This is a genomic window from Mycobacterium sp. (genome assembly GCF_040509115.1).
Taxonomy (GTDB): Bacteria; Actinomycetota; Actinomycetes; order Mycobacteriales; family Mycobacteriaceae; genus Mycobacterium.
In genome coordinates, this window is sequence record NZ_JBEVLO010000010.1 from 26,668 (window position 1) to 45,330 (window position 18,663).

Consider the following 18,663-nt stretch of genomic DNA (forward strand, 5'->3'; position numbering starts at 1 on the left):
CACCCGAGGAGACCGTCATGCCCGTCCTCGACCTGTTCCGACTCGACGGCAAGGTCGTCATCGTCACCGGCGCTTCCTCCGGGCTCGGCGTCGCGTTCGCCCAAGCGTTCGCGGAGGCCGGTGCTGAGGTCGCGCTGGGAGCAAGGCGAATCGAAAAGCTGTACAAGACAGCTGAACTGATCGAGGGCGCCGGACGTAGGGCCTTGCCGGTGCAGACTGATGTCGCCGACCCCGCGGCCTGTCAGGCGTTGGTCGACGCGACGGTGGCGGAGTTCGGCCGGGTGGATGTCCTGATCAACAACGCCGGCGTCGGCGCCGCCGTGCCCGCCCTGCGCGAGACCCCCGACGAATTCCGCCGCGTGGTCGATGTCAACCTTCATGGTTCCTATTGGATGGCGCAGGCATGCGGTCGGATGATGACGCCGGGCAGCAGCATCATCAACATCGCCAGCATCCTCGGTCTCACGACCGCCGGCCTGCCGCAGGCGGCCTACGCGGCGTCCAAGGCGGCGGTCATCGGGCTGACCCGCGATCTTGCTCAACAGTGGGGGGCGCGCAGGGGGATTCGTGTCAATGCGTTGGCGCCGGGATTTTTCGAATCGGAGATGACTGCCGAGTACAAACCCGGGTACCTCGACTCGCAGATGCGGCGCGTATTGTTGCGCCGCACGGGCGATCCCGGCGAACTTGCCGCCACTGCGGTCTGGCTGGCGTCGGCAGCGGGTGGGTATGTGACCGGACAAACCATCACCGTCGACGGCGGTCTCACCACGAATTGAGCATTGCCGGTGTAACGAACGAATCGCTGCCCAACGAGATCTCTGACCTGATGAACGGCGACGCAATAGTGATGTCCGGCCTTCGCTACGAGTACGACGATCCGCAGCCGTTGTCGCCACTGGCTCAATTCATCGCTGTTCTGGAGAGCAACGGTGACCTGAGCGATGTCAGCTAGGTCAAGGCCCTTCACACCGGCGTCATTGAGCCGCGAGGTTCGTGATCCGGACCGCAGGCCGGCTCGGCCTGGCTGCGAGTTGGCGGCGTCCCAGCACTAGGTCGGCCGCCTTCTCCCCAATCATGTAAGCCGGGGCCTGGGTGTTGCCGCGGGTGATCCGCGGCATCACGGATACGTCTGCGATCCGTAGGTTCGAGACTCCGTGCACGCGTAGTTGGTTGTCCACGGCACCCTCGACGGGTGAACCGATGCGCGCGGTGCACGCGGGGTGGTAGGTGTGCTGACAATGCTGACGCAGTGTTTTCGCCAAGTACTGCCGGTCCCTGCTGGAGGACAATGCTCCGGCAGGTCTACCGGTGAGGGCTCTCATGGGTTCGGAAGCGGCGATTTCCTGCGAGAGCAGAATCGCCTCGACCATGTCGTCAACCTCGCGGCCGTCGCTGAGCAGGTTGTACCGCACCTTGGGCTTGCTCAGCGGATTGCTGTCGCCGATGAGAACAGTGCCGGTGCTAGTGGGACGCAGGTATGACACGGCAATGGTGTAGGTCGGTGAGGGCCACTTCTCCTGGCCGTGATCGGTCAGATGGGCAGGTGCGAACATGAATTGGATGTTCGGGGCCGGCGCGGACGAATCGCTGCGCCAGTGGCCACCGCATTCGACGATGTTTGAACTTAGCTTGCCCGTCCGCCGTAGTAGCCATTCGGCGAGGTAGCGGGGATTCTGGGCGTCCATCATTCCGATCGCGCCGCCCGCCAGCTCGAAGGGCACTGAGGCTAGGGGGTGTTCCATGAGATGGGCGCCTACCGCCGGTAAGTTCACGAGCGGCGTGACGCCGACCGAGCGCAAGTGGTCGGCAGGACCGATGCCTGAGTACTGCAGAAGTGCCGGTGTCCCAAATGATCCCGCAGAGATGACGATGTCGTTGTCGGACTGTGCCCGGTGTCGGCGCCCGTCCAGCAAGTACTCCACGGCAACCGCGCGAGTGCCCTCGAGCACTATTCGCGTGACCTGTGCTCGCAGCACGACGGTGAGGTTCTTGCGCTTCATCGCAGGCCGCAAGAACGCGCGCGCCGCGTTGACCCGGACACCGTTGCGATGCGTGAGCTGAACATCCCCGACACCGTCTTGCTGGGCACCGTTGAAATCACTGTTGCGCGGTAGCCCAATCGAAACAGCGCCCTCGACGAGAGCGGTGGCAATCGGGTCGGTGTGCTTCAGCCGTCCTACGGTCAACGGTCCGCCGCGTCCGTGGTAGTGATCGCAGAAGTCCCGGTTGTCTTCCGAGCGCCGGAAGTACGGCAGCACTTCGTCATACGACCATCCCTCGGCGCCCTCTTGGGCCCACTCGTCGTAGTCGACGCGGTTGCCGCGAACGTAGGCGAGAACGTTGATGGAGCTGCATCCGCCGAGCACCTTGCCTCTTGGCGAGCGTAGCCGACGGCCTCCCAACGTCGGCTCGGGCTCTGTTTGGTAGTCCCAGTCGATCTCCCTGCCGATCTGCTGAATTCCCGCCGCGGGAATCAGCACTTCCAGCCGGCGATCCGTGCCGCCCGCTTCGAGGAGTAGTACTGTGCGCGCCGGATCCTCGCTGAGGCGCGCGGCGACTACGCAGCCGGTGTTGCCGCCTCCGATGACGATGTGGTCATACCTGTTCACGAGCACTCCTCCACGAGATGCGCAGTCAGGGGTCGGGAAGGGCTGGTGGCGCGTCGTTCGCCACAGCCGTTTATTACCTAGTCGGTTAGTATTCAATGGACTGTAGCGTGTGTCACATCACGTCGCAAGGGGCGAATCGATCCGCAGGAGAACGACAATCGTGGTTGAGACAAATTGCAGCGCAGGCGAATTCGTGACCGCTGGAGCGGGCGGTCATCACCAGCGCGACCCTCTCATGGACACGCGTGGGTCAATGGGAGCGGGTGTGTCGAAGGCTCTCTACTTCGTGCGCGGAAGGCGTGTTGATCGGGAGTGGAGATTGGGGACGGGTGCTGTGGAGGTGGCCTGTCCGCGCCTTCGAGGGCGTGCTCGGCGTTCCACCGGGATAACACCAGTGAGCAGTATGAGGATGTGATCGACCAACTCCGTCGGAGTCACCGAGCCTTCGGGGTCATACCATCGGTAAATGGTCGTCAGCATCGACAGTATGAGGTTGGTCAGGATGTGAATGTTGGGGTCGTGCAGTTCCGACTCGTGCTCGGCCATGCACTCCGTGAGGAGATCGCTGAAGTTGGCGGCCACGCCACGGGAGAACTGGACGAACCTCTCTCGGCCGTGTTCGGAAAGCTCGGCTTGCTCACTGAATACGATGGAGTAGAAGTGCCGCATCGCGATGGCGCTTTCCACGTGCATGGCGACGATCCGACGCAGGCGCTCGGTCGGTGGCCCGTCGCTGTCTTTCACTGTGCTGAGCCGATTCTCGAGGTCGTCTGCGACTCGATCGACCAGAGCGTCGAGTAAGGATCGCTTGCTTGACGTGTACTTGTACACCGTCGGACGCGATATCCCCGCCGAGGCGGCGATATCGTCGATCGTCGCGTTGCGATAACCCCGCGATTCGAAAACGTCGGCGGCAGCCGCGAGCAAGGCCGCGTTGTCGGTCGCTCTGCTGCGTGCCATCGATGGTTCACCTCGTGCTTCGGGGGAGCGTTGCGAATCAATACTAGTCGATGAGGAAACTATTGCCCCTGGTGGTGAGCCGCACCGCCGTCAGGACATGTGCACCGACCTGCCAAACGCCGCTGCGAGGATGTTCAGCAGTGCGGGCCTGTCGCCGAACGGCACCACCGCGAGTTCGTGAACGCCGGCCTGCTCGAATGTCTGCAGTCTGGCATCCAACGACTGCGGGGTCGCCACGATGGAGAGACAATCGATGGCGGCGTCGGTCAAACACGCGCGTGCGCCGGCGATATCACCACCGAGAAACCTGGTCTGGCAGGTTCTCGCCGTCTCTCCGTGTCCGTAACGCTCGGCGAGGTCGACGTAAAAGTTCTTCTCACGCGAGCCCATCCCCCCGAGGTACATCGCCAGCATGGGACGCACCTGGTCTCGGGCGACAGCGATGTCGTTGTGCACCGCGCACGGCATGACAGGTGTGATCTTCACGTCGTCGCGGTTTCGTCCGGCTTTCTCGATTCCCTTGTATAAGGACGCGATCAGCCCGCTGGTGTCCTCCGGATTGAAGAACGACGGTAACCAGCCGTCGGCGATCGCACCGGCCTGCTCGACTGTCTTGGGGCCGGTGACGCCCAGATAGATCGGAATGCGGTCCTGTACCGCACCGCCCATCATCTTGATCGGTTTGCCCTGACCGGTCCCACCGGTGAGCAATGGAATCGAGAAGTGCTTGCCGTGATGCTCGACGGGACGACGGCTCAGGCTTTTTCGCACGACTTCGACGTATTCCGCGGTGCGCTCCAGCGGCGCGTTGAACGGTACGCCGTACCAGCCCTCGGATACCTGTGGTCCGGACAAACCGAGTCCGAGGATGAACCGGCCATGCGAAATCTGGTCGAGGGTAGCGGCGGCCGTGCCGGTCGCCGTCGGTTGCCGCGCCGGGATCGACATGATGGCGGCACCAAGCGCTATCCGCTCGGTGCGACCGGCGAGCAGACCCAGCATCGCGGTGGCGTCCTGTCCGTAGCCCTCGGCGATCCACGCGGTGTCCAGACCGATCCGATCAGCAAGTTCCGTCAGCTCTAGTTGTTCCTGCGTCGTGAACCAGGGGTAGTACGCCAGCATGACTCCGATTTTCACCGGCATTCCTCTCTCGTGTGGTGAATAGTCCGGGGTAACCGAGGGGTCATCCGGGTCGTGATGCGGGCTGCGTGGCCGCCTCGCTGGTGACCGACACCGGCGCGAACCGCCGACGGCCACGTCCGGTGATGAGGCGTAGCGCTTTCGCCAGAGTCCGGCTGTGGGACAACGAGTATGGGTACCAGAAAGGCTCGCGAGCCGGGGTGAGCCGGGCGGAACTGATCGCCTGCACTCGGCAGAATCGCAACATGCCGTGGGCGCCACCGAAGCGAGAGCCCAGCCCGGACTGGCGCCACCCCGACATCGGTATCACCGGATTGAGAATGTTGGCGGCGACGTCATTGATGTTGACCGCCCCGACCTCGAGGCGTTTCGCGAGCTGCTCGCCGTAGCTGCGGCGTCGTGTCCAGATCGACGCCGACAAGCCGTAGGGACTATCGTTGGCCAACGCAATTGCCTCCTCGGCGTCGCGGACCCGCATGACGGGCAGTGTGGGGCCGAAGGTTTCGTCCCGCATGCATGCCATTGAGTGGTCAACGTCAACGATGACCGTCGGTGGGCACCAGTTCCCAGCACCTGGCCTGCTGAGGCCTCCGGTCAGGATGCGCGCCCCCTTGGTGAGTGCGTCGTCGATGTGGGCATCGACGATCTCGACCTGAGCCCCCGTGACCATCGCGCCCACCTCTTGGTCGCCGGCGACGCTGTCCGCACCCATTCGGAGCCTGTTGGTCTGTTCGACCAGGGCACTGACGAACTTGTCGTATATCCCGTCCTGGGCGTAGATGCGCTCGACAGATACGCATCCCTGCCCGGTGTTGAAGAAGCCGCCCCACAGCGCACCGGCGACAGCGCGCTGGAGATCAGCATCGTCGAGAACGATCATGGCGTCCTTGCCGCCGAGTTCGAGAGAGCAGGGGATCAGCCGGGCCCCGGCGCGTTCGCCGATCTTGCGCCCAGTCGCTGCGGATCCGGTGAATTGCACGTAATCGACGTTGTCGACGACGGCTGCGCCGGTGATACCCGATCCTGTGAGCACGCGGAACACGTCAGGTGCGCCGATCTCTTGCCAGCCTCGGCCCAACTCCACCGCGGTGAGTGGGGTGAGTTCCGAGGGCTTCAACACGACTGCAGCGCCTGCCAATAGGGCGGGCGCTGAGTCTCCCATGGGAATCAGCAGGGGAAAGTTCCATGGCGAAATCACCCCGACGACGGGGTAGGGCCGGTGGTGCACGCTCAACGCCCTGGTCAGGGTGAGGAGACCGGCAGGTCTGGGATGGCGACTCCGCAGAAACCCGGTTGCTCGCCGGGTGTAGTAGGAGATGATTTCGGCGACGCCGCCGGTTTCCAGGGCGGCGTCTTGGCGTACCTTGCCGGCCTCGGCCTGAATGATGTCCAGCAGGTGACTCTCGTTGTCCAGGATCCAATCGCGCATTCTCTCCAGATAGCGGACCCGCGCGTCAGGACCGATCTGTTCCCATTCCCGTTGTGTGTGGCGCAGCGTGGTGACGGCTGATTCCACAGTGGCGACGTCGCTTTCGTCCACTACGTCGAGCAGTCGGCCGTCGCTCGGAGCGTGAACCATGAATGTGGCGCGTTCCTCGGCTGAAGACCGTGCTTGATTACTGACACCGAGAGCCATCGTTGCCTCCTAGGCGGTAGTGGATAGACGGTTGGTTCTAGAGGTGGAGGAGGAGGAGCCGTCGCGCGGATCCGTGACGCGGAACGACTACCGCAGCAGTGCGCGTGCCATCACCATTCGCTGAATCTGGTTGGTGCCTTCATAGATCTGGGTGATCTTGGCGTCGCGCATGAAGCGTTCGACGGGAAAGTCCTTGGTGTACCCCGCGCCGCCGAAGAGCTGAACTGCGTTGGTGGTCACTTCCATCGCGATGTCTGAGGCGAAGCACTTGGCCGCCGCGGTGAAGAAGCCTGCTCCGGGCTCGCCCCGTTCGACCCGTGCGGCCGCCGAGTACACCATCAGGCGGGCCGCTTCGACCTTCATTGCCATCTCGGCGAGCATGAACCGGATGCCCTGAAAATCACTGATGGCGTGCCCGAATTGCCGACGGTCCTTGGTGTAGGCGATCGATGCATCAAGGGCACCCCTTGCGATGCCGACGGCTTGGGCGCCGATCGCGGGACGCGTGTGGTCGAGGGTGGTCATCGCGGTCTTGAATCCGGTCCCAGGCTCCCCGATGATGCGGTTGCCGGGGATTCGGCAGTTCTCGAAATAGAGTTCGGCAGTGGGGGAGCCCTTGATGCCGAGTTTGCGTTCCTTCGGGCCTACGGTGAAGCCCTCGTCGTCCTTGTGCACGATGAAGGATGAGATGCCGTTGGCGCCGCTGTCGGGGTCGGTCACCGCCATCACGGTGTACCAGGTTGATCTGCCGCCGTTGGTGATCCAGCACTTGGTGCCGTTGATAACCCAGCCATCGCCATCCGCGACGGCGCGGGTGCGCATGGCCGCCGGATCACTGCCTGCCTCGCGCTCGCTGAGCGCGTAGGACGCCATGGCATCTCCAGCGGCCAGGGAGGGCAAGACTTGCCTTTTCAGTTCATCGGAACCGCGCAGGATCAATCCCATCGTGCCGAGTTTGTTCACCGCGGGGATGAGGGAGGACGACGCGCACACCCGCGCGACCTCTTCGATCACGATGCACGCGCTCACCGCGTCGGCGCCTTGGCCACCGTACTCTTCGGGCACATGCACGGCGCTGAACCCCGACGCGGCGAGCGCCTCCTCCGCCTCTGAGGGGAAGCGTTCGTTGTCGTCGACATCGGCGGCGAACGGTGCGATTCTTCTGTTCGCGAGATCGCTGAGGGACGCGCGTAGTTCGCGATGGTCGGAAGCGGGTCCGTCGAAGTCGAACGCTGTGGTCATCGGGTGCCTCTGTCTGGATTGAAGGGAGACCGGTCGGGTTCGTGAGCGGTCACGACATTGAGGTCGGCGGCGGTGGCGGCCACCATCGGTGCGCTGAACAGCCGGGCGACGCTGACCAGCGGGCCGCCCTGCGCGCGTCGACCAATGACTGCTGTCGGCGTCATGATGGGGCCTGATCAGTTGACGGCACGGTCTGTGTCGTTCCAGAACTGGGAGCGCAGCTGCTTCTTGTCGATCTTTCCGACAGCGGTAAGGGGCAAGCTGTCCATCACGAAGACTTGTTTCGGTACCTGGTGGCGGCCCTTTCGCTGCCGAACCAGCGTCTGCAGAGCCTCTGTGTCGATGGTGTGGCCGGGCCGGGGCACGACGAACGCCGTGACCGCCTCACCCCATTTGGCATCCGGCACACCGATGACGGCGGCCGCGGACACCGTAGGTTCCACCGCCAGCACTTCTTCGATCTCGCGAGGGAAGATGTTGAAGGCTCCGGAGATGATCATGTCGCGCTTACGGTCGACAATGCGGATGTAGCCGTCCTCGTCGCGGGAGGCCAGGTCGCCGGTGTGCAGCCAGTCGCCGCGCAGGGCTTCGGCGGTCTCCGCAGGGCGTTTCCAGTAGCCGTCCATCACGAACCCGCCACGGATGCACAATTCGCCTACGCTACTGGCCGCTACCGGCTCCCCGCTGTCGTCGAGGATGTCGACCTGGGCGCCGGCGGCGGCGCGGCCGCATGAACGGAGCCGGTGAGGAAATCGCACGGGGTCGTGATCCGCTTTGTCCAATACGGTTGCCAATCCCAGTGATTCGGTCTGCCCAAAACCTTGTACGAGGATACGGCCAAACGTGTCAAGGGCTTCTTCGATGCGGGTGGGGGACATCGGCGACGAGCCGTACGTGATCGTCTCCAGCGAGCCGATCTGATCTCGACGACCCCGCATCACGTCGAGCAGTCCGTACAACATGGTGGGGACGCTGAACGCGTAGTTGACATGTTCCCGCGCAACGGTGTCGAGCCATCGGTCGGCGTCGAAGCCACGGTTGAGGATCACCGTTCCGCCGCGAGCCAGTGTGGGCAGTATCGGTAGTTGCGACGCATGGGTGATGGGTGCGCATGCCAGATACCTTGGTGTCTGCGGCAATCCCCACGACGCAGCGATGCACAGCGAGCCTTGAACCAGCGACCGGTGGGAATGCTGGACTCCCTTGGGCTGGCCGGTGGTCCCGCCGGTGTAGGGCAGCCATACCGTGGCCGACGACGGTGCAGAGGGTGCTCGCAGCGGCCGGGGGGTGACCGTGGTGATCTCGGCGAGCAGGTCTCGTCCGATGTCGGCCGGACCCAGGGTCAGCACCGTGGTGATCGAGGCGGCGCGCTCCGCGATGGCGGCCGCGGCATCCGCGTAAGAGGGGTGAGCTACCAGCACGGTTGCTGCGGTGTCCTCGCACAGTTTCGCGTGGTCGTCGACGGAGCCCATCGGATGAAGGCCACTGAAACTGGCGTTGTTGAAGGCTGCCGCTGCGTGGACGCAAAACACCTCCGGCACATTGGGACTCAGCGTCATGATGATCGCGCCGTCCTTGACGTCCTCGGTGTACAGCAGTTGCTGCATCCGGCTGATCAGACTGGCGGTCTCGGCGTAGGTGATCCGGCGGTCCCCGTCGACGAACGCCTCGCGGCCGGGGTAGCGGGTCAGCGCTTCGGCGAGCACTTGCGGGTACGTGGGCCCTGCCCAGACGTGGTTCGACACTGCAACTCCTTCGGTGGCGCGCGTCACTCTCCTATCTTGACTTATTAGTTAGTATTGTGCAAGGTGCTGTCCATAGGAATAGTGCTCAACTCACGACGAGGAACGAACTATGGACTCATGGCGTTCGAACCGCCTTCCCGCCGAAATGGTCGAACGTCTACGCGTTCCGGTGATGGTCGCACCCATGTTTCGGGTGTCCTGCCCGAAGCTGGTGATCGCCGCCTGCGGCGCGGGGGCCGCCGCAGCATTTCCCGCCGCAAACGCCCGAACCCCAACGGAATTGGACAGTTGGCTGGAACAGATGTCCGCCGCGGCCCGTGATGCGGCGAACCGGCCCGCTCCCCACTGCGCCAACATCGTCACGAGCGATCCGAACTGCGCCAATTACGTGGCGTGCCTGGTGAACAACCCGGTCGAGATCGCCATCACCGTCGGCTCCCCAGTGCCGGTCCTGGACACCTTGCACGCAGTCGGCACAATGGTGTTCGCCGATGTTGCGAGTGTGCGCCATGCGCGTAAAGCAATCCAGGCAGGAGCCGACGGTCTCATCCTCCTCAGCGCGGGGGCGGGCGGAAAAACAGGGTGGCTCAACCCCTTTTCCTTCGTACGCGCGGTGCGGGAGTTCTACGACGGACCGGTGATCCTCTCCGGTGGATTGCCAGACGGCACGGCGTTGCGCGCCGCGATCGAGCTGGGTGCGGACCTGGGATACATGGGCACCAAGTTCATCGCAGCCGAAGAAAGCCTGGCAACGGCCACGTACCGCGAACACCTCGTCGCCAGCAACGCGGACGGGGTACTGCTCACGAAGGCGTTCACCGGCTTGCCCACCAACTTCCTACGGTCCTCGGTGGAGGCGGCCGGACTGGATCCGGAGAACCTCGACGAGGAAGTAACGCCTGAAATCGCCGACGCCGTCTATGGAGCGGGCCGCGCGGCACCTGGTCCTCAACGCTGGGCCGATGTGGTCAGCGCAGGCCACTCCGTATCCGGAGTCAAGACCGTAGAGCCCGCCGCGGCGATCATCGCCGCGATCGAAGCCGAGTTCTTCGTTCGCAGCGAGTTGACCGCGACATGAAGTATGCGATGAAGGGACTCGTACGAATCGACCTGAGCGGCGCCACCGTTGCCGATGCGACGGCGAGTGAGCGGCCCAAGATGTCTCGGTCGACTCGTGTCTCGCTGAGCTGCGCACGCGCTCTCGGGTGGATGATGCTCATCGCGATCACCGCAACGGCGTCCTTCGTAATGCCGACTGCTCGTGGTGAGGAGTCCCAGTACCTGGCGTTCTACACCCCGCCGGACCCGTTGCCCGAGGGGCGTAGCGGCGATCTGATCCGCACCGAACCCTCGCGGTTGGTGTTGGAGCCCTCCGGACAACTGGGCTCCTTCGTCGGCTCGGGAACCCGCATCATGTACCACAGCACCGACGCGACGGGAAACCGCGTCGCCGTGACCGGAACCTACATCGAGCCGGACAACCCCTGGCCAGGCGGCGGCTCCCGGCCGTTACTGGCATATGCAGTAAGCGCCTACGGCATGGGTGAGCAGTGTGCGCCGTCACGGCTGTTCAACCAGGGAATCCATGCGTCGCTGGATACGGGGTTCGACTTGATGTTCAACCACGAAGAGGGGTTCATCGCCACGCTGCTCGCTCGCGGCTACGCGATCGTGATCACCGACGGTGTGGGGATGGGCGTTCACGGGCCGGTGGCACCGCAGTTCTTGAATCGGGTCGCCGGCGGCACCGCGCTGCTCGATGCTGCCAGAGCAGCGATGAACCTTCCCGGAACGTCGCTCGATCCACGAGGACCAGTCGCCTTTTGGGGCTGGATGGCAGGCGGTCATGCGGCCCTGGCTGCCGCCGAACTGGCTGCAACCTACGCTCCCAACCTCAACATCGTCGGAACGTACGCCAACGCTGCTCCGGTAGACCTGGCCGCGGTTCTGCCCAGCCTCGACGGCAGCATCCTCGCGGGATCGCTCGGATGGGTACTTCGGGGCGTGCAGCAGGCTTACCCCGCCACAGAACAACCAATTTGGGACGCCTTGACTCCGCGGGGAGCGGAGATGCTGGCGAACACCGGGCGCCAATGCATGGTGCAAACCGGTATCGACTACGCGTTCCGCCACCTCCAACCCTGGTTCAAAGGTGATCTCACGCAGATGGTCGAGCAGGAGCCCTTCAAGGGCATCCTGGCGTTGCAGAGCATCGGGGGCGTCGAGCCGACGGGGCCGGTGTACCTATCCCACAACCGGTGGGATCCTTTCGGGCCCTATCTGTCTGTCGTCGATACGGCCAAAAGGTGGTGCGCGATGGGCGCCGATGTCACGTTATGGACCAATGAGCAGCCGCCCTTGTTCAACAAACTGGCCGTGAACGCACTCCTGCCGGCATTCGTCGACGGTGAGCGCAGCATTGCGTGGCTCGCCGACCGTTTCAATGACGAACCCACGACGCCCAACTGCACCGAAATCGCGGCGATCTAGCGTCACTGTCCGCTCAGTATTCACGCAACCGACAAGGAGACCTAAGAATGACCGAAGGCAACGGCGCCACCCTAGACTCACCCGTCCTCGTCGAACGACGAGGTGGCGCACTGTGGTTGACGCTGAACCGTTCTCAGCGCCTCAACGGTCTTGCCCCCGAGATGATCGACGGGCTCAGTGCCGCCCTCGACATCGCCGAAATTGACACCGGCATCAGGGTGGTCGTCTTGACCGCTCAGGGATCGACATTCTGCGCCGGCGCGGATCTGAAGTACCTTCGCATGCTCGCCGATCTTCCGGCGGCGAAGACGGCCGAGCTGCAACACCAGTTGCTTGAGGCCATGGGGGACCTGCTCAACCGCATGGAGCGGCTTGCACAACCGGTCGTCGCCGCGGTCAACGGGCTTGCCTTGGCGGGTGGTCTGGAACTCGCGCTGGCGTGCGACTTCATCATCGCCGCCCGCTCCGCACGCTTCGGGGATGCACACGCCAATTACGGGTTGGTGCCTGGAGGTGGCGGCAGCGTGCGGCTGCCGCGGCGGGTGGGGCCAGCAACCGCACGGTTCCTGATGTACAGCGGCGCCACGGTGCCCGCGGAGGACCTCCTGCACACCGACCTCATCGCCAGGGTGGTCGAGGACGATGAACTCAATAGCGTGGTGGAAGAGCTTGTCTCACAGTTGGTCGCCAAGAGCGCGCTTGGACTCCAAACGATGAAGCGCTTGGTCTTCGACAGCCTCGACGCTTCCCTCGCCGACGGTCTTCGAATGGAGCTCGACGCGGCTCGCGAACATTCTCTCAGTGCCGATATGGCAGAAGGCTTGGCAGCATTCGCCGCCAAGCGCTCACCGCAGTTCTCTGGACGTTAGGACACGATAGTGACAGTGGATTCGGGATTCGCCGATCTCACAGGAAGAACCGTTCTCGTAACGGGTGCAGGGCAAGGTGTTGGTCGTGCCATCGCGGTGCGCTCAGCGCAGCGCGGTGCCACAACTGTGGTCAACGACTTCCATCGTTCCCGGGCAGAGGATGTCGCCGACGAGATCAAAGCCCAAGGCGGCAATGCGTACCCAATTCAGTGTGATGTCACCGACTTCGGCGACGTGACGGCGATGGTCGACCAGGTGCGGCAGCGTTTGGGTGTTGTGGACGTCTTGGTGAACAACGCCGGCAACGCCGGCCCGGTGACGGTTAATCCTCTGGATCAGAAGCCGTTTTGGGAGACCGACCCGTCGGAGTGGACACAGTGGCTGGGTACGAACCTTTTCGGTGTGCTCAATGCCTGCCGAGCGGTGCTGCCGCACATGATCGACCAGAACTGGGGCCGGATCGTCAGCGTCATCTCCGACGCCGGCAGAGTGGGTGAGGCCAGCCTCGCCGTATACGGCGGTGCTAAGGCCGGCGCGGCGGGACTGTCCCGCGGGCTGGCCAAAGCGGTGGGCCGGTACAGCATCACCGTGAATTGTGTGGCTCTAGGCACCATGAACACCGGTGCCGTCGCAGACCTCACCGGTGATCCCACAACTCTCAAGCGCCTGCTTGCCGGTTACCCCATCCGTCGACTTGGGGAGCCCGACGACGCCGCCAACCTGATCGCCTTCTTGGCCTCAGAGTCCGCTTCCTGGATAACCGGACAGACCTACCCGGTCAACGGCGGCTACTCGGTCGCACTCTGACAACCCGATAAGGAAACCAATCATGAGGAATGCTGTTGTCGCCGGAGTTGGGATGACCCGGTTCGGGAAGATGATCGAACGCTCGTACGCCTCGTTGGTCGCCGAAGCGGCAGGCGAAGCGCTAAAGGACGCCGGTTGCAACGCCGCCGATGTGCAGATGGTCTACTACTCGAACAGCGGTGCCGGCATCATGGCTGGGCAGGAGTCTGTCCGCGGCCAGCATGCGGTACGCGGATCGGGTCTGGAGGGGATCCCCCTCATCAACGTGGAGAATGCCTGTGCGTCGGGCTCAACGGCACTCAACCAGGCTTGGCTGGCCGTCGCCTCTGGACAGGTCGAGGTCGCGCTGGCGGTGGGGGCGGAGAAGCTCAACCACACCGATAAGTCACGGGCATTCGCGGTGATGACCTCCGCACTGGACCAGACTCGCCTCGACGACATCAGAGCCGAACTCGTCGACGGCACCGGTTCGGTCTTCATGGATATCTACGCGCGAATGGCCAGTTCCTATCTCGCCAGCACCGACGCCACCCCTGCCGATTTCGCACAGGTGGCCGTCAAGAACCACGCCCATGGTGCGCTGAACCCGAAGGCACAGTACGGCGGTCAGATGACCGTTGAGGAAGTGCTGGCGGCGAGGGTGATTAGCGGACCGCTGACCTTACCGATGTGCGCACCGATGTCGGATGGTGCCGCCGTAGCCGTCGTCACCACGGCCAAGCGCGCGGCGACGTGGGGAGCGGAACCGGTCGCACTTGCGGCGACCGTGATCGGGACGGGCACACCGGGGCTTTCGGGTGAACTGGTGCCGCGCGTCGCGTCGCTGGCTTACGAGATGGCTGGCCTCGGGCCGTCCGACATCGACGTCGTGGAGTGTCACGACGCCGCCTCGGCCGCTGAGTTGATCGTCACCGAGGAACTGCGGTTGTGCCCCGCCGGGGACGCGCCAAAGTTGTTGCGCGACGGAGTGACAACCCTCGGGGGTCGGCTACCCATCAACCCCAGCGGCGGGCTTGGCAGCAAAGGACACCCCATTGGCGCGACCGGGCTCGCCCAGATCGTGGAACTGGCCGATCAAGTTCGTGGCCGCTGCGGAGCCCGACAAGTCGCCCATGCCAAAGTCGGGCTGGCCGAGAACGCCGGGGGATACCTTGGGCCGGACGCCGCCGTCGCTTCGGTGACGATCCTGCGAAAGATTTGAGTCTGTTGACGACGTCGAAATTCCGGGTCGAAGGCCACGGCTCCGTGCGGCGAATCGTGTTGGACAGTCCACATCGGAGAAATGCACAGTCGGCGAAGCTATGGCGCGAGTTGTCAGATGTGGGAACAACCCTTGCTGACGACCCGACAGTGCATTGCATCGTGATCACCGGGCACAGCTGGTTCAGCTCCGGCATCGACCTCGCCGAGTTCACAGAAGGTGGAATCCTTCAACGGATCGCTGACTGCGGACGAACCGATCTGTCAGCGGCTGTCGGCATGGTGGAGGAACTGCAGGACGCGTTCCTGTGGCCGACTAGGGTGTCGGTTCCCGTCGTCGCCGCAGTCAGGGGCGTCGCCCTCGGTGCCGGTTGCGAACTCGCGCTTGCCTGTGACGTACGCATCGTCGCCGACGACGCCATCTTGAGCCTGCCAGAGGTGCAGAAAGGGGTGGTTCCCGACCTTGGTGGTTGCGACAGGCTTCGAGAACTAATCGGCGCTGAACGTGCCTTGGATCTCATCCTCACATCGCGGTCGATAACAGGCCGCGACGCCGTGGCCCTCGGTCTGGCGCTGCGGCACGAGCGCGACGACAAGGTGGACCCCGCAGCACTTGCGTATGCCCAAATGATCGCCGGTGCACCCAATGTCGCGGTGAGGTTCGCCAAGCGCGCCGTGCAGGCGCCCGATGAGGCCGCGAGTCGTCACATCGCCGCGCAGGGAACCGTGGCTGGACTGGTTGCGGGCACGAACCGATTGCCTCGAAGCAGTCAAGAAGGACTCGTCCCGTCGACCGCTGTTCCACAACCCACCAGAACGCAGGCTCAGCGCACACGTACGGTGACAAACGACGAGAATGTCGAACAGGTGCGTTGAATGTCGATGGCGGGGCGGTGGCGACTCTGCCGTCTACATATTGGTCAGGATGCTTCGACGATTCATGGTGTGCCTAGAAGCGGACTTTTCTTGAAGTACGTTCCCTTGCCTACATTTATCCTGTGTCGTTCTATCGATAGATGTACCCGGCTTGTCTCACGAGGTCGCCGGTCCCAGCGGCTCCGCCTGCGTTGGGACTTCGGCTGGACAGTCTGTGCAGATGTTGCGGTCGCAGAGTCTGCAGAGGCGGCGCATGGCATCGACGTCATTGATGGTGGTCCCTAGGACAGGCTCGACGAGACTGGCCACGATACGCACGTCGCGTTCGGGCATGGTGGTCAGCAGGTCGGCGATTGCGCGCTCCCTTGCCGCGGCCAGCCGGCGCTCGGCTCTGATTCCCAACGGTGTGGGCGCCAGAAGAACTGCGCGACCGGTGCCGTGCTGACGCTGAACCCAGGCTTTGTCGACGAGGCGATCCACCAGCCGCACGGTCCCGGGGTGGGTGAGGTCTAGGACTCGACGCAACTCGTCAATGTTCATTCCCGGATCGGCAACGATGGCGACTAGGGCTGCGGGGCCGCTGCCGGCCATGCCGGTGGCGTTCTCGACTGCGATACGCACGACGTCGGAGAGTGCGATGGCCCACGCTGCGAGCACGTTGCGATCACGGCTACCCTGATCAATATGCATGACTCATATTACAATGAACCCGTGCCGCACCACGCCGTCTGGCCGTCGTGACCCAGCTCGTGAGCCCGGGGCACGTTTCGTCGACGCCTTCACGATCAGACGTCGGTCGCAGTGTTGCGGGTTCAACCCTCACGAGGGCCCGCGTAATGGGTACTTGGCGATGACGATTCTGCTTGCGCTGAGTTCCTCGCTGATGTGGGGAGTGGCCGACTACTTCGGCGGGAAGATCTCACGCGGCCGCTCCACGGTGGTGGTGGTCTTGATCTCACAGCTGGCGGGGTTACTGGTAGCGGCCATCGTCGCGAGCATGTCGGGATCCTTCGTCGCGCCGACCGGATACGTGCCGTGGGCCATCGGCGCCGGCCTCGCCGGTGCGTCGGCCGTTCTGCTCTTCTATCAGGCATTGGCGATCGGAACCATGGGAATCGTGGCGCCGATATCTGCGCTCGGCGTCATCATCCCGGTCGTGATCGGCGTGTTCAGCGGCGTTGTGCCCTCGCCGCTGTGTCTGGTGGGCATAGTGGTCGCGATCGGAGGAGTGGTCGTGACGGCGCGACCCGCTGATGCCGCGGTCCGCACGCAGCGGCACGTTCTGTCGATTCTGCTGGCGATTGGCGCCGCCGCGGGATTCGGGCTTCTGCAGTATGCAATCGCTGGGGGGGCGGCGTACTCGACAGTGATGACGATGGTCGTCATGCGGTGTACGTCCGTACCCTTGCTAGTCGTGGGGACCGTTCTAGCCCTGCGCTCACGACGCCAACATCACCAACCCGCACAGCGCTTTTCAATGAAGGTGACCGCCCTGGTCGTCGTCATCGGATTCTTCGACGTCAGCGCCAACCTGCTGTTCGCACAGGCCAGTGTCGCGGGCGCTCTTTCTGTCGTGGCGGTCCTGGGATCGCTGTACCCGGCTGCAACAGTGCTACTGGCAAGAATAATCGACCACGAAAAGTTGTCTCGATTGCAGAATGCCGGTGTCCTGGGAGCCATCACCGGAGTCGCTATGATCGCCGCCGGGTCCTAGTGAGATCGCTCATTTCTGCGTCCGCGTTGCCAACCGATTGGGACGATTTGGCCGCCTCTTCGAGGCTGTGGGGGAGCAGCTCTTGCCAGTCGCTGATGGCGACGAGTTGTATTGATTGCGAACAGCTTCCACCGTTGCGATGTTCGTCGGCTCTTGCGCGCCAGGTCTTCGACCTGGTAGAGGCCGTGCCGGTGTGCTGCGTGATCTCAGCTGGTCGGCAGCTACGCCTCGCGCTGAACGCCAGGACCGCGGTGATCAGTATTGGCCCAGCTGAGGGCTGTACTTGCGACCGTCAGACGTTGTGGCCGCCGTCGACGTTCAGGTTCGCCCCGGTTATGTAGCTAGATTCTGAGCCCGCCAGAAAGCTCACCAAGGCGGCCACTTCACTCGTCTGCCCGTACCGCCCGAGCGCGGTGACCTTCTTGAGCTCCTCGGCGAAATCCCCTCCGTCGGGGTTCATGTCAGTGCTGATCGGACCCGGTTGCACGTTGTTCACGGTGATGCCGCGCGGGCCGAGATCGCGTGCGAGCCCTCGGCTGAAGGACGACAACGCCCCCTTCGTCATCGCGTATGCCGACAATTCGGAAACCGGGACGCGGTCGGCGTTGATGCTGCCAATGTTGATGATGCGCGCGCCCTGGCCCAAATGCTTGAGCGCGCTGTGAACCGTCCAGAACGGGCCACTGATGTTGATCGCCACCAGTCGGTCGTATTGCTCTTGAGTGAACTCGCCGACAGGAATCTTGTAAATGATGGCGGCATTGTTCACCACGACGTTCAGGCCGCCGAGTTCGGCCGCGGCCGTGTCGACGGCGGCCGCAGTCTGCGCTGGGTCTCCCGCGTCGGCCTGGATCGCTACTGCCTTAGCGCCGTTCGCGGTTACCTCGGCGACGAGGTCGTCGGCCTCGGCCTTCGACGCCGAATAGGTGAAAGCGACAGCGGCGCCGTCCGCGGTCAGCCGTCGGACGATCCCCGCACCGATACCCCGCGATCCACCAGTAACTAGCGCGTGCCGCCCGGTCAGTGCTGCGTTCGTCATGAAGCCTCCTTTAGTTTCGAACCGATATGTTACTTAATACACCGAGGTCAGGTCGTGTCGCAAAAGGATCCGCCACGGATGTGACCGACATCCCACCAAGAGGGGCGGCGCGGATGACCGTCGGAAGCCCGCGAGAATTCGGTCTCGACCACACCTCCCCACTGGCCAGAAGTAGTCACAGTTTTGGTCCGTGGACCCTTTGTCCTTGAAAGTAGGTTTGGTGGACCGTTGTTTGGTGGATTGCGCTGGTGTCGATGTCGAATAGGTTGTGGTCGAGCATGATGAGGTCCGCGGATCGTCCTGGTGTGATCGCACCGATGGTGTCGTGTAGGC

Annotated in this window: 19 protein-coding genes; 9 read left to right on the forward strand and 10 right to left on the reverse strand. The window is 63.6% G+C overall.

The annotated features are described in order from the left end of the window. The first annotated feature begins 17 nt into the window (after positions 1 to 17). Together ABW137_RS01020 and ABW137_RS01025 are read left to right on the forward strand one after the other, a co-directional pair. The gene (locus ABW137_RS01020) at positions 18 to 779 is read left to right on the forward strand and encodes an SDR family NAD(P)-dependent oxidoreductase (RefSeq protein WP_526395968.1); all 762 of its coding nucleotides are present in this window, start codon (positions 18 to 20) and stop codon (positions 777 to 779) included. Beyond that, entirely contained in the window at positions 776 to 955 is a 180-nt protein-coding gene (locus ABW137_RS01025) for a hypothetical protein (RefSeq protein WP_526395970.1), read from the forward strand. The genes ABW137_RS01020 and ABW137_RS01025 overlap by 4 nt, the downstream gene beginning before the upstream one ends. Positions 956 to 977: 22 nt before the next feature. Here ABW137_RS01025 and ABW137_RS01030 read toward each other — a convergent pair whose 3' ends face one another. The 7 genes from ABW137_RS01030 to ABW137_RS01060 form a co-directional block, all read right to left on the reverse strand. Beyond that, a complete protein-coding gene (locus ABW137_RS01030; RefSeq protein ID WP_526395972.1) occupies positions 978 to 2,612 on the reverse strand; it encodes a GMC family oxidoreductase in 1,635 nt (544 codons plus the stop codon). Positions 2,613 to 2,891: 279 nt separating this feature from the next. Continuing rightward, positions 2,892 to 3,539, reverse strand: a complete 648-nt coding sequence (locus ABW137_RS01035; RefSeq protein WP_526395973.1) for a TetR/AcrR family transcriptional regulator — start codon at positions 3,537 to 3,539, stop codon at positions 2,892 to 2,894. Positions 3,540 to 3,662: 123 nt separating this feature from the next. Beyond that, the gene (locus ABW137_RS01040; protein ID WP_526395975.1) at positions 3,663 to 4,709 is read right to left on the reverse strand and encodes an LLM class flavin-dependent oxidoreductase; all 1,047 of its coding nucleotides are present in this window, start codon (positions 4,707 to 4,709) and stop codon (positions 3,663 to 3,665) included. 46 nt (positions 4,710 to 4,755) lie between these two features. Next, positions 4,756 to 6,348, reverse strand: coding sequence for an aldehyde dehydrogenase family protein (locus ABW137_RS01045; RefSeq protein WP_526395977.1), 1,593 nt, complete (start codon positions 6,346 to 6,348; stop codon positions 4,756 to 4,758). A gap of 87 nt (positions 6,349 to 6,435) precedes the next feature. Next, positions 6,436 to 7,590, reverse strand: a complete 1,155-nt coding sequence (locus ABW137_RS01050) for an acyl-CoA dehydrogenase (protein WP_526395979.1) — start codon at positions 7,588 to 7,590, stop codon at positions 6,436 to 6,438. After that, a complete protein-coding gene (locus ABW137_RS01055) occupies positions 7,587 to 7,754 on the reverse strand; it encodes a hypothetical protein (RefSeq protein ID WP_526395981.1) in 168 nt (55 codons plus the stop codon). Before ABW137_RS01055 ends, ABW137_RS01050 begins: the two co-directional genes overlap by 4 nt. 12 nt (positions 7,755 to 7,766) lie before the next feature. Continuing rightward, entirely contained in the window at positions 7,767 to 9,335 is a 1,569-nt protein-coding gene (locus ABW137_RS01060) for an AMP-binding protein (protein ID WP_526395983.1), read from the reverse strand. A gap of 109 nt (positions 9,336 to 9,444) precedes the next feature. Here ABW137_RS01060 and ABW137_RS01065 point away from each other — a divergent pair, with 109 nt between their 5' ends. The 6 genes from ABW137_RS01065 (at position 9,445) to ABW137_RS01090 (ending at position 15,577) form a co-directional block, all read left to right on the forward strand. Beyond that, positions 9,445 to 10,413: an NAD(P)H-dependent flavin oxidoreductase gene (locus ABW137_RS01065; RefSeq protein WP_526395985.1), complete on the forward strand. Its 969-nt coding sequence runs from the start codon at positions 9,445 to 9,447 to the stop codon at positions 10,411 to 10,413. 131 nt (positions 10,414 to 10,544) lie between these two features. Next, entirely contained in the window at positions 10,545 to 11,825 is a 1,281-nt protein-coding gene (locus ABW137_RS01070; protein ID WP_526396003.1) for a lipase family protein, read from the forward strand. A gap of 47 nt (positions 11,826 to 11,872) precedes the next feature. Continuing rightward, a complete protein-coding gene (locus ABW137_RS01075; protein ID WP_526395987.1) occupies positions 11,873 to 12,694 on the forward strand; it encodes an enoyl-CoA hydratase/isomerase family protein in 822 nt (273 codons plus the stop codon). 15 nt (positions 12,695 to 12,709) lie between these two features. Continuing rightward, positions 12,710 to 13,501, forward strand: a complete 792-nt coding sequence (locus ABW137_RS01080) for an SDR family NAD(P)-dependent oxidoreductase (protein WP_526395989.1) — start codon at positions 12,710 to 12,712, stop codon at positions 13,499 to 13,501. Between the two features lie 22 nt (positions 13,502 to 13,523). Beyond that, complete coding sequence (locus ABW137_RS01085; protein ID WP_526395991.1) at positions 13,524 to 14,702, forward strand: thiolase family protein; 1,179 nt, start codon at positions 13,524 to 13,526, stop codon at positions 14,700 to 14,702. A gap of 44 nt (positions 14,703 to 14,746) precedes the next feature. Then, positions 14,747 to 15,577: an enoyl-CoA hydratase/isomerase family protein gene (locus ABW137_RS01090; protein ID WP_526396005.1), complete on the forward strand. Its 831-nt coding sequence runs from the start codon at positions 14,747 to 14,749 to the stop codon at positions 15,575 to 15,577. A 156-nt stretch (positions 15,578 to 15,733) separates the two neighbouring features. On the opposite strand, the gene ABW137_RS01095 is transcribed toward ABW137_RS01090, so the two are convergent. Then, positions 15,734 to 16,267: a MarR family winged helix-turn-helix transcriptional regulator gene (locus ABW137_RS01095; RefSeq protein ID WP_526395993.1), complete on the reverse strand. Its 534-nt coding sequence runs from the start codon at positions 16,265 to 16,267 to the stop codon at positions 15,734 to 15,736. 160 nt (positions 16,268 to 16,427) lie between these two features. Here ABW137_RS01095 and ABW137_RS01100 point away from each other — a divergent pair, with 160 nt between their 5' ends. After that, positions 16,428 to 17,291, forward strand: coding sequence for an EamA family transporter (locus ABW137_RS01100; RefSeq protein ID WP_526395995.1), 864 nt, complete (start codon positions 16,428 to 16,430; stop codon positions 17,289 to 17,291). A 292-nt stretch (positions 17,292 to 17,583) separates the two neighbouring features. Here ABW137_RS01100 and ABW137_RS01105 read toward each other — a convergent pair whose 3' ends face one another. Then, positions 17,584 to 18,330, reverse strand: a complete 747-nt coding sequence (locus tag ABW137_RS01105; RefSeq protein ID WP_526395997.1) for an SDR family NAD(P)-dependent oxidoreductase — start codon at positions 18,328 to 18,330, stop codon at positions 17,584 to 17,586. Between the two features lie 175 nt (positions 18,331 to 18,505). Beyond that, positions 18,506 to 18,649, reverse strand: coding sequence for an amidohydrolase family protein (locus tag ABW137_RS01110; protein WP_526396007.1), 144 nt, complete (start codon positions 18,647 to 18,649; stop codon positions 18,506 to 18,508). Positions 18,650 to 18,663 lie beyond the last annotated feature (14 nt).

Bases quoted from the DNA above. Each gene is read 5' to 3' on its own strand.
- ABW137_RS01020 (WP_526395968.1), top strand. From the start codon at position 18: ATGCCCGTCCTCGACCTGTTCCGACTCGACGGCAAGGTCGTCATCGTC.
- ABW137_RS01045 (WP_526395977.1), bottom strand. From the start codon at position 6,348: ATGGCTCTCGGTGTCAGTAATCAAGCACGGTCTTCAGCCGAGGAACGC.
- ABW137_RS01050 (WP_526395979.1), bottom strand. From the start codon at position 7,590: ATGACCACAGCGTTCGACTTCGACGGACCCGCTTCCGACCATCGCGAA.
- ABW137_RS01055 (WP_526395981.1), bottom strand. From the start codon at position 7,754: ATGACGCCGACAGCAGTCATTGGTCGACGCGCGCAGGGCGGCCCGCTG.
- ABW137_RS01065 (WP_526395985.1), top strand. From the start codon at position 9,445: ATGGACTCATGGCGTTCGAACCGCCTTCCCGCCGAAATGGTCGAACGT.
- ABW137_RS01070 (WP_526396003.1), top strand. From the start codon at position 10,545: ATGATGCTCATCGCGATCACCGCAACGGCGTCCTTCGTAATGCCGACT.
- ABW137_RS01075 (WP_526395987.1), top strand. From the start codon at position 11,873: ATGACCGAAGGCAACGGCGCCACCCTAGACTCACCCGTCCTCGTCGAA.
- ABW137_RS01085 (WP_526395991.1), top strand. From the start codon at position 13,524: ATGAGGAATGCTGTTGTCGCCGGAGTTGGGATGACCCGGTTCGGGAAG.
- ABW137_RS01095 (WP_526395993.1), bottom strand. From the start codon at position 16,267: ATGCATATTGATCAGGGTAGCCGTGATCGCAACGTGCTCGCAGCGTGG.
- ABW137_RS01100 (WP_526395995.1), top strand. From the start codon at position 16,428: ATGACGATTCTGCTTGCGCTGAGTTCCTCGCTGATGTGGGGAGTGGCC.
- ABW137_RS01105 (WP_526395997.1), bottom strand. From the start codon at position 18,330: ATGACGAACGCAGCACTGACCGGGCGGCACGCGCTAGTTACTGGTGGA.